Raw genomic sequence first — 15,089 nt, forward strand, 5'->3', positions numbered from 1 at the left:
TCTTGTACTATATATAAGGTAGAAATGGATTGAAAATCAAATTATGTCAATACAAAATACGAACATCACCGAAAAAAAATATAAAAAACTGTCCATTCAAGTTTCCTTGACTGGGCTTTCTTTTTGTTGTTTTGACACGCTAAACAATACGGTCACTTCATTTAACGAAGTACATTTTGATACGTTTCATAAAGCCACAAAAATTGAAGAATTGTTTGGTGATGCTTTCAGAGATCATCCGGAGCTAAAGGATTCGTATGATGAAATTTTGATTATTCATAATAATAACCTTTCCACTTTTGTTCCCACAGCTCTTTTTGATGAGAACTTTTTAGGAAGTTATTTGCAATACAATACCAAGGTTTTTGAAACGGATTTTTTTGCTTTTGATGAAATTCCAAACTATCAGATGAATGCGGTTTATATTCCGTATGTGAATATCAATAATTTTTTTATTGACCAATTTGGTTCTTTTGATTACAAACATGCCAATAGTATTTTGGTTTCGAAACTTTTGGTTGCATCCAAAAATAAGGATGATAAAAAGATGTTCATTCACATCAATTCTGGTCATTTTGAAATCATTGTGGTTCAGAACCAAAAATTATTACTTTTCAATTCTTTTGATTACAGCACTCCCGAAGATTTCTTGTATTACATCTTATTTACTGCCGAACAATTGAACTTAAATCCCGAAAACTTCCCATTGGAATTAATCGGAAATATTGATACCGAAAGTGATTATTTCAAAATCGCTTATAAATACATTCGTAACGTTTCCCTTATAGATGTGGAAGATTTGCGATGGAACAATTATTTTTCTGAGGCCGAAAACAGAAATCATTTTATACTTTTCAACTCATGAGAATCATTTCAGGAAAATACAAAGGAAGACGCATTTTTCCACCAAAAGGACTTCCCGTTCGTCCCACTACCGACATGTCTAAAGAAGCATTATTCAATGTTTTGAACAACCATTTCAGCTTTGAAGGACTTAAAATATTAGATTTATTCTCAGGAACCGGAAATATCAGTTACGAATTTGCCTCAAGAGGAAGCACGCCAATCACATCTGTTGATGGTGATTTTGGTTGTGTAAAATTTATCAAGCAAGTTGCTGCCGAATATGATTTTAATATTGCTGCAACTAAAAGCGATGTTTTCACCTATTTAGAAAGATGCAAAACGTCTTATGATATAATTTTTGCAGATCCGCCATATGCTTTGGATCAAAAAACTTTCGAGAAAATCATTTTGTTAGTTTTCGAAAAAGAATTGCTTAATGAAGAAGGAATGATGGTAATCGAGCATTCGAAATATACCAAACTGGATCACATGATTCATTTTTCATTCCAGAAAAGTTACGGAGGTTCTATTTTTAGTTTCTTCGAAATAGGTTCTAGTAATGAAGAGGAAGATTCTGAAAATGAATCAAACCAAAACGATGGTGAAGAAGAGTAATCCCGATATGTTATAAAACAGAGAAACCCTTGCAATAACAAGGGTTTCTCTGTTTTATTTAAAGGATTAAAGTAATTATTTACCAATTACCCAACCCAAAGTAAAATTTAACACGGGTACAAAATCACTATTATTTTTTTTGAAATTATAACCAACACCCATATTCAAATCAAGATTAAAATTTCCTTTGTAAGTTCGTTGAAAACCCCAAACTGGTGCTAAAGTAATCGATGAATTTGCAGGTAAAAAGTTATCATTCGTTGAAATTGATCTGAAATTATAAAAAGCCATGATGGCAACAAATCCTCCTGAATTATGGGAAGTAACTTTTCCTTTTTGTGCTCTTTTTTCTAAATTATAATAATGACGAAATTGTTCATTAATATTAGGGTAAAAAGTCCATGTTTTCCCAAAACTATTTGATGTATATCCATAACCTGAACTCAATTCTGAATACAGAGTGTTTTTTTCACTTAACCCATGTTCATAAACAAATCCTGGAAGTAAAACATTAATCTTGAATTGGCTTTTTGCTACGGCTGGTTTTTCTTGAGCGTTTGAATGTGAAATTGTCATTAAAATGAAAACAGCTAAAATCGCTGCTTTACTATTTTTAAATACTGATAATTGCATGTATTATTATTATTAAGTTCCCGATATATCATTTGATTTATATCGAAAACAAACATAATAATTAAATTCTAATTTGTCAGAATTTTATTCAAATATTAAGATCTATCTCGTTAATTTTTCCAATATCATTTGATACGTAGGAGTTGAAACTCCATATTTCGCACCCTCATTTACCACATATTCCGTCAAAGAAGCTACTTCTGTTTTTCGATTTGCTAAAAAATCCCTGTGCATCGATGAAGTGGCGTCTTGAGGAGATTTTTCAAGTTTGACAATTGTTTGGGCAATAATGTCATTTGGCATCCCTAATCCTTTTGCGGCAGCGACTGCACTAATCTCATTTAGCAATGCAATATAAATTGCTTTGTTAGCAGGATTCTTTAAAATTCCTCCAATATTCTGATTCAAATAGGATGTAGCCGAAGCCAAGGCTGAAATAAAAATGAATTTTTCCCAAACCGTTTCTTCGATGTTTTCAACTAGATAACTTTCGATTCCAGCATTTTCGAAAATGGATTGCAATTGATTTAGTTTCGAAATTGACGCAGTTTTAGAACCAAAAAATAATTTTTCGTAAGGACCTATTTTTCTAATAACTCCCGGAGATACAATCATTGAAACTATATAAACACAACCTTGTAATACGGTAGTTTTAGCAAACAAGGTTTGTATGCGCTCCGCAGCATCAACACCATTATATAAAGGTAGAATTATTGTGTTTTGACTAATGCAACTTTTTATAGATTCAAAACTGCTTTCGATATCATAGGTTTTAGTAGCGCAAATAAGGCAATCCAGTTTTCCAATTTGGTCTGGATTATTAGAAACTAAATTTGGAAAAACAATTACTTCATTAGTATCAGAAATAATTTTTAATCCATTTTGGACTATTGCTTTTTGGGTTTCACCACGAGCAATAAATATGATTTCTATTGCATCCGAATCAAAGTAAGCTTTGGCCAATAATCCTCCAAAATAACCACCTACTCCACCCAATCCTAAAATACCTATTCTTGTTTTCATATTATAAGTCTATTATAAATCACTTTCAAAGTAAACCACAAAAGTGCGAAGATGATTCTAAAAATGTAAAGTGCAAAAATGAGAAAAAAACGTTATGTCTTTGCGACAAAAATAAATGGTGTAGTAAAAAAAATGCAGACCTATAAGCCGGATTCTGTCCCCGATAAATCGGAGCCTTATCATTTATCTAGACTTATAATTACTCATAAGCTCAAGCTATCTACCCTTCAACAACGGACGAGAAGCCCTTAAATGCTGATATACTTGATATTTCACCGCATAGAGTTTACCTGGTTTCACTACAGCATTACCTGTACATACTTTCTGTTGCACTTGTCCTGAATTGATTGCTCAACCCGACGGGCGTTACCCGTTATGCTTCCCTATGGTGTCCGGACTTTCCTCCCTTTTGATTGCTCAAAACGACGATAAGGCGGTCTGCGGTGCGAATTTACAACATTTAATCCTTTTTTGAGGTTTTAGATTATTTACTTTAACAACTCTTTGACAATGAATTCATAATAAAATAGTTACCTTTAAACATTAACCATAAATCTACTATTATGTCAAACATATATCATTACGCCAGTGTTTCTAAAGCCTTAGATGATTTGAGTGAAATGGGATTTACGTTTGATTTTAATCTTCATGAAGAAGACATTATCAAAAATCCACATCGCTATGAAATAGAACACATCTATCGATACGAAGGGGATAGTAGCCCTGACGATGAGGCAACCGTTTACGGTATAAAATCCAGTTCCGGTAAAAAAGGAGTTTTTGTAGCTGGTTTTGCTGCAAATTCCGAAAATGATGCCGCAAAAGTTCTGAATGAAATCAGCATTAAAGGAAGAAATAAATAAAAATAAATCTGATCTATTTCAACCTCCTTTTTTAAGGCTGCTTGTAATTTATTTATGAGAAAAACTTCATCATTTAATTTATAAATCCGATGTTGCTTTCCGAAATAATAATAGAACGAATCAAAAAGGAAGGGCCATTATCTTTTCGGGATTTTATGGAAATAGCATTATATTATCCAGAATTAGGATATTATAATTCTGCTCAAAACAAGATTGGGGCGGATGGTGACTTTTACACCAGTGCCAATCTTACTGCCGCTTTTGGAGCTATGATTGCGCACCAAATAGAAGAAATGTGGCAAAACTTAGAAAAAAAGCCTTTTAAAATTGTTGAATATGGTGCTGGTACAGGTTTAATGTGTCATGATATTTTAGATTATCTCAGGAACAACATTCCATTATATGAAGATCTAACCTACTGCATTATCGAAAAAAGTGCCCGTATGCAGGAAATTCAAAAGAAACACTTGCATGAAAAAGTAAACTGGTATAATACAATTAAAGATATACCTGAAATTAACGGCTGTGTTTTATCCAATGAATTGATTGATAATTTCTCCGTTCATCAGGTAATTATGGAAGAGCAACTTAAAGAAGTTTTTGTAGACTATAAAGAGGATTTTACTGAAATTTTAAAACCTGCAAAAAAAGAACTCATCGATTATTTGACTGCATTAAATGTAAAATTACCTGAAGGATTTCGTACTGAAATTAATTTGGAAGCCCTATCATGGATCAAAGAAGTTTCTCAATCTTTACAAAAAGGGTATGTAATTACCATTGATTATGGTTCATTATCATCTGAATTATACAACAATCGCAGGAGTTGCGGCACGCTTTTATGTTATTACAAACACAAAAAAAATGACAATCCGTATCAATTTATTGGACAACAGGACATAACAACGCACATCAACTTTTCTGCGATATCGCATTGGGGTTCGCAATTCGGAATGGATTGCTGTGGAATCGTGGACCAAGCACAATTTTTATTGTCGCTGGGTATCAAAGAATATCAAAATTCAACTTTAAATAATAACCCAAATAATTTGGCATTGGCTATGCAGGAATCGCTTATTAATTATAGGTTACTGATTGATATGGGAATTAAATTCAAAGTATTGATACAACAAAAAGGTATACCAGAATATCTATTATCCGGTTTGAAATTTTCGAATTCTTCAAAAACCGTCTTTAGTTGAAAATGAAAAGTAGTTTTTTAATTTTATAAATATCTGAATTAAACAAATTATCATTTTCATAATATAATCCCATTACCTATATTTGCTTTCGAATAAAAATTCTATGGAACAATTTGTTGTATCGGCTCGTAAATATCGTCCTCAAACATTTAAAGATGTTGTTGGACAAAAAGCCATTACCAATACTTTATTGAATGCCATAGAAAGCAATCATCTTGCTTCTGCCCTATTATTTACAGGACCTCGTGGGGTTGGTAAAACAACTTGTGCACGTATTCTAGCTAGAAAAATTAATCAGCCAGGATATGATGATCCAAATGAAGATTTCGCTTTTAATGTTTTCGAATTAGATGCTGCTTCCAACAATTCTGTTGATGATATCAGGAATTTAATTGACCAAGTTCGTATTCCTCCACAAACGGGACAATACAAAGTGTATATTATTGATGAGGTTCACATGTTGTCTTCGGCAGCTTTCAATGCTTTCTTAAAAACATTAGAAGAACCGCCAAAGCACGCCATTTTTATATTGGCTACGACCGAAAAACATAAAATTATTCCAACGATACTTTCTCGTTGTCAGATATTTGATTTCAAAAGAATTACCGTAAAAGATGCCAAAGAACATCTTGCCGAAGTGGCCACCAGTCAAGGTGTAAATTTCGAAGATGATGCATTGCATATTATTGCTCAAAAAGCGGATGGCGCCATGCGTGATGCTTTGTCTATTTTTGACCGAGTGGTTTCTTTTTGTGGAAAAGACTTAACACGTCAGGCTGTTACTGAGAATTTAAATGTTTTGGATTACGAAACGTACATTAATGTAACCGATTTGATTCTGGAAAATAAAATTCCGGATTTATTAATCGCTTTCAACGAAATTCTTGCCAAAGGTTTTGATGCACATCATTTTGTATCCGGATTAGCTTCCCATTTTAGAGATTTATTGGTTTCTAAAACACCTGCTACTTTATCTTTATTAGAAGTTGGGGAACAAGCGCAACAAATGTATGGCGTGCAAGCGCAAAAATGCAGTCAAGACTTTCTTTTAAAAGGAATTGAAATTGCAAATGATTGTGATTTGAAATACAAACTGAGTCAAAATCAACGACTTCTTGTTGAACTTTGTTTGATGCAACTTGCCTCTATCACTTTTGATGGAGAAAAAAAAAAGTTGAGCAATTTATAATTCCTCCTACTTACTTTAGAAAGAATGATTACTCTATAGTAGAAAGTCCAAAAGCTAAGACAGAAAACATTGTAAATACTCCAATTACAGCAGTTCAAGAAAAAGAACCAGAAACTATAGTTACTGCCCCTGTAATTTCAGTTCCCACTCCTACAGTAAAAATTGACATTCCACTATCAAATGAACCAAAGGTTTCTGCTTTTTCATTAGCCAGTATTCGTGCCAAAAAAGCATTAGAAGAAAGCAATAAAGGAATTGTAAAAGAAGTAGTTCATTTGCCAACTGAATCTTTTACCGAAACGGAAATGTTATTGTATTGGAATAAATATGCGCAACGTTTAGGGGATAAAGGATATAAAATTATGGAGTCGTTATTACTTATCAACGATCCTAAATTAAATGGAACTTCCATCACGATTGAATTACCAAATGAAGGTTCAAAATTAGATTTTGAAAAAGAATTAAATGGACTTTTAGGACATTTGAAAGGTCATTTACACAATCATGACATTACCATAGAAGTTATTGTTAATGAAAGTGTCGAAAGCAAAAGAAACTTTAATGACCAAGACCGATACAACAGGCTTCTTGAAATAAATCCAAATATTGAACTCTTACGAACAACATTTGGATTAGATTTAGATGCATAATCCTAGTAATAAGAGATTTATTCATTAGAATTGATAACTTTTTCAATTCTTTTATCAGGCACTAGCCAAATTATTGCCACTATAATATAAATTGAAGCAGCTAGCATTTCATAAAAAAAGGAAATTACTATTGCGCTTAGGTACAAAAGGTTTGATATTTTCCCTTTAAAATTTTTTCCAAGTGCTTTTGCTAGTATAGAATTTTCTCCTTCACTGGAAATAATTATATTCTGAAGAAACCAAAAGGCTACTGCTGCGAAAAACAGAATTACACCATACAATGTAATGGTAGCTTTAGCAAAATTATGTTCCCCCATCCATCCTGTAGAAACTGGAATTAATGACAACCAAAATAACAAATGAAGATTTGCCCAAAGAATTTTACCATTTACTTTAGTAACACTTTGTAACATGTGATGATGATTATTCCAGTATATCCCTACATAAACAAAACTCAATATGTAGCTTATAAATTTTGGAAAAAGAGGTAGTAAATCGCTGAAATTTTCTCCTTCCGGAACTTTTATTTCCAGTATCATAATCGTAATTATGATAGCCAAAACACCATCACTAAAAGCTTCAAGTCTGTTTTTATTCATTTTAAAATTTATATTTTACCGTAATACATGGCTTTTACTATACCATCCGAAAGTCCAATTTTAGGCACATAAATATTTCTAGCTCCGCTCCATTTCATAGCATTTAAATAAATTCTGGTCGCTGGAAGAATTACATCGGCACGATCTGGATTCAACCCTAATTCTGAAATTCTTTGTTCGTATGAAAGAGAATTCAAAAACGCATATTGTGAATTCATGTAAATGTAAGACAAAGGTTTTTCCTGAATTTTTCCAGACATTTTAAATAGCTTATTGATATTTCCACCAGAACCTATCAAAGTAACTTCGTCGTATTCTTGAGTATTTATCTTTATCCATTTTTCAATTTCATCCCAAACAACATCACAAACCATATCATTCAACAACCGAACTGTTCCCGCTTTGAATGATCTGGAATTTATCATTTTACCATTGGAAAACAAGGTAAATTCAGTACTTCCACCACCAACATCCACAAAAAGATACGTTTGATCTGTTTTTAACAAATGATGCAAATCAGTAGAAGCAATTATGGCAGCTTCTTTTTTTCCATCGATGATTTCTATTTTGATATCTGCTTTTTTCTTAATCATTGCCACTACTTCTTTACCATTATAGGCTTCACGCATCGCTGAAGTTGCAAATGCCATATAACGTTCTACTTTATGCACTTTCATTAATAGATTGAATGCTTTCATGGCGTCACACATCCTTTCCATATTCTCTTGAGAAATTTCACCTACCGTAAAAGCATCTTGTCCCAAACGAATTGGTACACGTACAAGAGAACTTTTATTGAATTGAGGTTCTTTTCCTTCTTGTTCAACTATGTTTACAACCAATAAACGCATCGCATTTGAACCGATGTCTATTGCAGCATATTTTTTTAATTTAATCATTCTTAATTTATGATTTGAATTTAGTTTCTTATTTTATTCGAGGACAATAGCAAATATGAAACCACTTTTTAAACAATTTCTTCTAAAACGTCAATTTTATTTCGATAATATTTATACGTTTCTAATTGCGCTCTAAAAACTGGATTATGATTTCGAACTCTATATTTATTATCTAATTTATAAGAATGATATCTTGCTTTTACATTTCCTTTCCAACCTAAATCGAAATTATCAATGAGTTCATTTTTAATTTCCTGATCATAAATAGGACAAGTAACTTCTACTCGACCATCCAGATTTCTAGTCATAAAATCAGCTGAAGAGATGTAAACTTCCGTTTGTCCGGCATTCCCAAAAATATAAATTCTGGAATGTTCCAGATAATTATCCACAATACTTATCGCTTCTATGTTTTCGCTCATTCCAGGAATTCCAGGTATCAAAGAACAAATACCTCTAATTTCTAACTGTATTTTTACTCCCGCATTACTGGCTTCATATAATTTATCAATCATTTTAAAATCTGACAAACTATTCATTTTTAATTTTATATGAGTCTTTCTACCTGCTGAAGCATGCAAAATTTCTCTATCTATCAGTTTGTAGAATCGAGTACGGGTGTAGTGAGGAGAAACGATAAGATGTTTGTATCGATGTACTCTATAATTAATATCAAAAAATTCGAAAATTTTTGTAATGTCTTTTAGAATTTGTTGGTGACTTGTAAAAAGAGTCACATCAGTATAGACTTTTGCGGTTGATTCATTAAAATTTCCGGTAGAAATAAAACCATAACGTTTGATTTTATCATTTTCGGTTCTTTCAATAACACATATTTTACTATGAACTTTCAGCCCTTTTATTCCAAAAATAAGTTCAATTCCCTCCGTTTTCATTTGCTCTGCATACGAAATATTAGAAGCTTCATCAAAACGAGCTTGTAATTCGATTTGAACAGTCACTTTTTTTCCATTTTTGGCAGCATTTATAAGTGAACTTATGATTTGAGAATTTTTTGCCAATCGATATAACGTGATTTTTATGGAAGTTACTTTTGGATCAAGAGCCGCTTCTCGTAAAAATTTAGTGAGATATGAAAAAGATTGATAAGGTGCATTTAATAAATAGTCTTTAGTACTAATTTTTTCTAATATACTCCCTTCAAGGCTTAATCCAGGAATCGGCAAAGGTTCATTAGTTTGGTACAATAAATCGAATCTGCCAAGATTTGGAAAATTCATATAATCACGTCTGTTGTGATATCTACCACCAGGAATAATACTGTCAGTAGTAACAATTTTCATCTTATCGAGAAAAAATTGAAGCGTATCTTTTTCTATCAACTGGTCATAAATAAAACGAACAGGCTCCCCTATTCTTCTATCTTTTACACTTGTAGAAATTTTTTCAATCATACTTTTACTCAAATCACTATCGATGTCTAATTGCGCATCTCTGGTGATTTTAATCATATGTGCTGAAACACTTTGGTAATCGAAAATATTAAAGATACTTTTCAAATTATGTCTTATCACATCATCGAGAAGAATTACATACTGTTTTTCAGTATTAGAAGGTAAAACTACAAATCGATTAATCGTTTTAGGAATTTCAATAACAGCATATCTAACTTCTTCTGTTTGATTCATAACTAATTTTACAGCTAGATATCCTAAAGTATCTTTTAACAAAGGAAATTCTGCTAAATCATTCAGTATAATGGTTACTAATTCTGGACTTAATTTCTGAATAAAAAAGTCTTTCAAAAAATTCTCCTGTTCGCGGGAAATTTGATTTTCATTTATAATAAATATATTTTCCGTCTCTAATTTTGCTTCTATAATATTTAAAATACGTAGACTTTCAGATTGCTGTTGAATTACTATTTCGGTAATATCCTTTACTAATTGTTGCGCTGATATTCCACCTAAATATTTCTCTCCGGATATTCCTGAGAGACTTAATCGTCTGATGGCGGCAAATCGAACCCTGAAAAATTCGTCAAGATTGTTAGAGAAAATACCTAAAAATCTCAATCTATCTAATAAAGGTACTGAATCATCTGCAGCTTCTTGAAGTACTCTTGCATTGAACGCTAACCAACTTTTTTCTCTATCAATATATTTATGTTCTAACACTTTTTTTATTTTAATTCTTTGGGAAATATTATTTTTTTTGTTTTGCCTTTTTTAATCCTATCCCAGTTGTCTGTGTCAAATTGTAAAGACACAAATCCAGCTGTAGGAACATTATTAATAAAAGCATCTCCAAATTTATTAACAAAATTTGTAATAGCCTCGTTATGTCCGAAAAGAATAACACTTTCTATACCATTATCACAAGATTTGATAACTTTCTCTAATTTATTTTCATCAAAGGTGTAAAGCTCGTCTTTATAATCTATGCATTCTATGGGATACAATATGTTTTGCGCAAAAATTACTGCCGTTTCCGAGGCTCTTTCTGCTGAACTACTCCAAATCATATACGTTTTAGGTATAAAATCACTGATATGTGAGGAAACAAGGTGTGCATCTTTCATTCCTTGATTTGTTAAAGGTCTATCCTTATCATGTAATGGAGCCTCCCAACTTGACTTCGCATGCCGAATTAATATTAAGTTTTTCATGCTTTTATTTTTTTATATAAAAATATTTTTGTCAGTTTTTTTGAGATTACAAATTACAATTTTTTTTTTAATTCTAATTTTTATTAAAATACAAATTTGAAGTGGAAATGTATTTTAAAATTATTAATCTTACAAAAAAAAATGAAACAAAATTGATTGAAAAATACATAAAAAAAAGATTATTCTTACTTAAAATCATCAAAAAATACACTTAATCCGATTTTTATGTATTTAATCGTTTTTTTTATTTGTTAATAAAAAATAAAAAATATAGCTTTGAATTGTTAAAACTTTAACAACCGTAATCAGTTTAAATGAAAAATAAATTTAAAATAGTCTTTAGAACTTCTTTTTATTATTATTTTTTAACAGGAAATGTCATTTCAACGGGTATTTAGGTTGTTTAAAGATAAAATTTTAAATAATAATTTTATGTAGGTAATTTTGTAAAAAAATTGAATTTTCAACAAATTCTAAAATTTAAAAATGATTGCCATTGCCCAAATTTACTATTAAATTTATTTGTTCAGCATGAGAAAAAAATTACCCCAAACTAATGTTAGAAATACCGTAAATTATTATTCATTTGCCATTTCCTTTTTAATTTCTTTATTTTCTTTATCAGTTTTTGCAGAAGGGACACCTACACTTTCTCCTAATGCAAATAACATTACTGCTGTATTGAGTGCACCAGATTTATCAAATGGTTCTTACTTCAATGCGCCTGAAGACAATAGAATTTATTTCAATATTGCAAATGCATCTACAGAAAACCTATATTTTGGTTTTGACTGGAGACAATATGCCACAGGAAATCCAGGAAGATTAAACAATGTATATTATCGCATTAGAAGACCAGATGGATCTATTGCGGTTACTGCTTTATGGAATAGTAATACTGGTGTTCCTGGTAGTATTGATAGCCATGCTCAAGCATTAGCTGGACCAAATATTGGAGGTTTAACAACTGGATATTCTCCATTAGTTTATGATCCAGATGTAGCTGGAGAACACTGGATTGAAATTTACAGAAGTAATGATGGTGGTATTACGCCATTAACTACTTCTTCCGACAGAGCAGTTGGTGCTTTATTTGATATGACAGTAGCAAATAATTCCGGAAGTTTCAATAAAAAAAGTGGTCGTTTACATTCTGACAAATGGGGTTTTGTCGCTGTATCACCAACTTATGGAAACTTAACAACAGCAACTTCTGAGTCAAATTTTTATGCTTACACTGATGATAGAGTAGTATTATTTATCGATTTTAATCCTGGCTTTGAACCTATAGCATTTAACGTAGCTGTTAATAGCTATGGTGTTTCTCAAACAGGGGGCTTTAATGTAACTCGTCGATCAATAAATGCCGCAACAGCTCCTTCTTTATTAAATGGTTTTAAAGTATTTTTAAATAATCCTGACCCAAATTTATATCCTGTAGCATCAATACCCGCTGCGCCAACTTTCCTAAATCCTGCAATAATTAATTGCGGACCATACCTGATACGTTTTAATACTTCAGAGGCCGGAGATGTAAAATTATTCTTTAATTTAAATGGCGTTTCAGGATATCAAGCTGGAACAAGCGACAGAATACTTGAGGCTTTAAGTTTACCCGCAGGAAATAACACAATCTCTTGGGATGGTCTTGATGGATTAGGTAATGTAGTAAATGACGGCTCTACAGTAAATTTAACTTTAAACTTTCTTAAAGGCCGATTTAATCTTCCGTTATACGATGTAGAATTAAATATAAATGGATTTAATGTGTCTTCAATTGCTCCAATTGCAATTGCAAATTCTCAAATGTTTTGGGATGATTCACAATTAACTAATGTTGGGACAAATTGTCAAAATGATGGAAGTACATCCGAAAATAATATAACCGGAGCTGGATTAGATAATTCATTAGTTGGGACTACAAGTCCTGCTCGTGCTTGGAGTGCAAATGGAAATTTACTTCAAACTATTCCCGCACCTGCGGTTGGTTCAAACGAAACTGATGGTACTACATGTAATGACTATGGAAATGTTAGATTACTTAATACTTGGGGTTGGGGTTTAGCCAGTGCTAGCGTAAGTACAAATATTTTTAAAGGTTGTTCAGATTTAAAAGTCGTTAAAACGGTTAGTAATTCAAATCCAACTTTTGGAAGTGATATTACTTTTACAATTACAGCAAGTAATTTAGGAATCAGTAATGATACCAATGTTGTAGTAAATGATGCCATTCCTAATGGCTATACTATTCTTAGCGTTACTCCTTCCGTAGGTTCTTGGTCTGCTCCAAATTGGACAATAGGAAATTTTGTGAATGGAGCTACTGCAACTTTAACGGTAGTAGCAAAAGTGAAAAAAGGAGGGACTTATGTTAATACAGCAACAATTTCAGGAACAAATAGTGATCCTGTTTCTAATAATAATACATCAACATCAACTCCTGTTCCAGGAAATTCAATTGTCGATGCAGTTAATGATAACGGAATTGCCGTAAACGGATTTACTGGCGGAACGACTTTCACCAATGTCCTTTCAAATGATACATTAAATGGTGTGGCTGTAGTACCTGCCCAAGTCAATACGACTTTTGTGTCTGCAACCAATGCCGGAATCACGCTTTCTGGTACCAATGTAATAGTAGCTGCGGGTACACCTGCCGGTTCGTATTCTTTGGTATACCAAATCTGTGAAATCTTAAATCCAACCAATTGTGATAACGCTACCGTTACCGTTACCGTTACGGCGCCTGTAATTGATGCAATTAATGATGCAGGAATTGCCGTAAATGGATTTACTGGCGGAACGGCTTTCACCAATGTCCTTTCAAATGATACCCTTAACGGTGTGGCTGTAGTGCCCGCTCAAGTCAATACGACTTTTGTGTCTGCAACCAATGCCGGAATCACGCTTTCTGGCACCAATGTAATAGTAGCCGCGGGTACACCTGCCGGTTCGTATTCTTTGGTATACCGAATCTGTGAAATCTTAAATCCAACCAATTGTGATAACGCTACCGTTACTGTTACCGTTACGGCGCCTGTAATTGATGCAATTAATGATGCAGGAACCACTGTAAATGGATTTACTGGCGGAACGGCTTTCACCAATGTCCTTTCAAATGATACCCTTAACGGTGTGGCTGTAGTGCCTGCTCAAGTCAATACGACTTTTGTGTCTGCAACCAATGCCGGAATCACGCTTTCTGGTAACAATGTAATAATAGCCGCGGGTACACCTGCCGGTTCGTATTCTTTGGTATACCGAATCTGTGAAATCTTAAATCCAACCAATTGTGATAACGCTACCGTTACCGTTACCGTTACGGCGCCTGTAATTGATGCAATTAATGATGCAGGAATTGCCGTAAATGGATTTACTGGCGGAACGGCTTTCACCAATGTCCTTTCAAATGATACCCTTAACGGTGTGGCTGTAGTGCCCGCTCAAGTCAATACGACTTTTGTGTCTGCAACCAATGCCGGAATCACGCTTTCTGGCACCAATGTAATAGTAGCCGCGGGTACACCTGCCGGTTCGTATTCTTTGGTATACCGAATCTGTGAAATCTTAAATCCAACCAATTGTGATAACGCTACCGTTACTGTTACCGTTACGGCGCCTGTAATTGATGCAATTAATGATGCAGGAACCGCTGTAAATGGATTTACTGGCGGAACAGCTTTCACCAATGTCCTTTCAAATGATACCCTTAACGGTGTGGCTGTAGTGCCCGCTCAAGTCAATACGACTTTTGTGTCTGCAACCAATGCCGGAATCACGCTTTCTGGTACCAATGTAATAATAGCCGCGGGTACACCTGCCGGTTCGTATTCTTTGGTATACCGAATCTGTGAAATACTTAATCCAACCAATTGTGATAATGCTACCGTTACTGTTACTGTTACGGCGCCTGTAATTGATGCAATTAATGATGCAGGAAC

General features: G+C 33.1%; 13 protein-coding genes, 1 other RNA gene and 1 pseudogene. 7 read left to right on the forward strand and 8 right to left on the reverse strand.

Going from position 1 to position 15,089, the window contains the following annotated elements; genetic code table 11:
• Positions 1 to 43 precede the first annotated feature (43 nt).
• Both ACM55H_RS12105 and ACM55H_RS12110 read left to right on the forward strand, forming a co-directional pair.
• Positions 44 to 865: a DUF3822 family protein gene (locus ACM55H_RS12105; RefSeq protein WP_416836729.1), complete on the forward strand. Its 822-nt coding sequence runs from the start codon at positions 44 to 46 to the stop codon at positions 863 to 865.
• Positions 862 to 1,461 (forward strand): RsmD family RNA methyltransferase, encoded by a 600-nt coding sequence (locus ACM55H_RS12110; RefSeq protein ID WP_416836730.1) that lies wholly within the window; start codon positions 862 to 864, stop codon positions 1,459 to 1,461. Before ACM55H_RS12105 ends, ACM55H_RS12110 begins: the two co-directional genes overlap by 4 nt.
• A 75-nt stretch (positions 1,462 to 1,536) precedes the next feature.
• On the opposite strand, the gene ACM55H_RS12115 is transcribed toward ACM55H_RS12110, so the two are convergent.
• The 3 genes from ACM55H_RS12115 to rnpB all read right to left on the reverse strand — a co-directional run bounded on the left by ACM55H_RS12115 (position 1,537) and on the right by rnpB (position 3,562).
• The gene (locus ACM55H_RS12115; protein ID WP_416836731.1) at positions 1,537 to 2,094 is read right to left on the reverse strand and encodes a hypothetical protein; all 558 of its coding nucleotides are present in this window, start codon (positions 2,092 to 2,094) and stop codon (positions 1,537 to 1,539) included.
• A 102-nt stretch (positions 2,095 to 2,196) separates the two neighbouring features.
• On the reverse strand, positions 2,197 to 3,117 hold the full coding sequence (locus ACM55H_RS12120; protein WP_416836732.1) for a ketopantoate reductase family protein: 921 nt from the start codon (positions 3,115 to 3,117) through the stop codon (positions 2,197 to 2,199).
• Between the two features lie 127 nt (positions 3,118 to 3,244).
• An RNA gene (rnpB, locus tag ACM55H_RS12125) (RNase P RNA component class A) lies at positions 3,245 to 3,562 on the reverse strand.
• A gap of 118 nt (positions 3,563 to 3,680) precedes the next feature.
• Here rnpB and ACM55H_RS12130 point away from each other — a divergent pair.
• The 3 genes from ACM55H_RS12130 to dnaX all read left to right on the forward strand — a co-directional run bounded on the left by ACM55H_RS12130 (position 3,681) and on the right by dnaX (position 6,371).
• Positions 3,681 to 3,980: a hypothetical protein gene (locus tag ACM55H_RS12130; RefSeq protein ID WP_416836733.1), complete on the forward strand. Its 300-nt coding sequence runs from the start codon at positions 3,681 to 3,683 to the stop codon at positions 3,978 to 3,980.
• 89 nt (positions 3,981 to 4,069) lie between these two features.
• Positions 4,070 to 5,182 carry a class I SAM-dependent methyltransferase gene (locus ACM55H_RS12135; protein WP_416836734.1) on the forward strand — a complete coding sequence of 371 codons (1,113 nt, stop codon included), beginning with the start codon at positions 4,070 to 4,072 and terminating at the stop codon, positions 5,180 to 5,182.
• Positions 5,183 to 5,285: 103 nt separating this feature from the next.
• Complete coding sequence (gene dnaX, locus ACM55H_RS12140) at positions 5,286 to 6,371, forward strand: DNA polymerase III subunit gamma/tau (protein WP_416836735.1); 1,086 nt, start codon at positions 5,286 to 5,288, stop codon at positions 6,369 to 6,371.
• A gap of 94 nt (positions 6,372 to 6,465) precedes the next feature.
• Here the strand turns inward: dnaX and ACM55H_RS12145 are convergent, their stop codons facing one another.
• Positions 6,466 to 6,597 (reverse strand): hypothetical protein, encoded by a 132-nt coding sequence (locus ACM55H_RS12145; RefSeq protein ID WP_416836736.1) that lies wholly within the window; start codon positions 6,595 to 6,597, stop codon positions 6,466 to 6,468.
• 49 nt (positions 6,598 to 6,646) lie between these two features.
• Between ACM55H_RS12145 and ACM55H_RS12150 the strand changes: the two genes are divergently transcribed.
• On the forward strand, positions 6,647 to 7,021 hold the full coding sequence (locus tag ACM55H_RS12150; RefSeq protein WP_416836737.1) for a DNA polymerase III: 375 nt from the start codon (positions 6,647 to 6,649) through the stop codon (positions 7,019 to 7,021).
• 17 nt (positions 7,022 to 7,038) lie between these two features.
• On the opposite strand, the gene ACM55H_RS12155 is transcribed toward ACM55H_RS12150, so the two are convergent.
• The 4 genes from ACM55H_RS12155 to ACM55H_RS12170 all read right to left on the reverse strand — a co-directional run bounded on the left by ACM55H_RS12155 (position 7,039) and on the right by ACM55H_RS12170 (position 11,148).
• Positions 7,039 to 7,620, reverse strand: coding sequence for a TMEM175 family protein (locus tag ACM55H_RS12155; protein ID WP_416836738.1), 582 nt, complete (start codon positions 7,618 to 7,620; stop codon positions 7,039 to 7,041).
• A gap of 8 nt (positions 7,621 to 7,628) precedes the next feature.
• Positions 7,629 to 8,519 carry a Ppx/GppA phosphatase family protein gene (locus tag ACM55H_RS12160; protein WP_416836739.1) on the reverse strand — a complete coding sequence of 297 codons (891 nt, stop codon included), beginning with the start codon at positions 8,517 to 8,519 and terminating at the stop codon, positions 7,629 to 7,631.
• 68 nt (positions 8,520 to 8,587) lie between these two features.
• The gene (gene ppk1, locus ACM55H_RS12165; protein ID WP_416836740.1) at positions 8,588 to 10,657 is read right to left on the reverse strand and encodes a polyphosphate kinase 1; all 2,070 of its coding nucleotides are present in this window, start codon (positions 10,655 to 10,657) and stop codon (positions 8,588 to 8,590) included.
• A 5-nt stretch (positions 10,658 to 10,662) separates the two neighbouring features.
• Positions 10,663 to 11,148, reverse strand: coding sequence for a SixA phosphatase family protein (locus tag ACM55H_RS12170; RefSeq protein ID WP_416836741.1), 486 nt, complete (start codon positions 11,146 to 11,148; stop codon positions 10,663 to 10,665).
• Positions 11,149 to 11,679: 531 nt separating this feature from the next.
• Between ACM55H_RS12170 and ACM55H_RS12175 the strand changes: the two are divergent.
• Positions 11,680 to 15,089 (forward strand): annotated as a pseudogene (locus tag ACM55H_RS12175) (hypothetical protein); the annotation flags it as partial.

It is taken from the genome of Flavobacterium cryoconiti, assembly GCF_048158645.1.
GTDB classification, from domain to species: domain Bacteria; phylum Bacteroidota; class Bacteroidia; order Flavobacteriales; family Flavobacteriaceae; genus Flavobacterium; species Flavobacterium cryoconiti.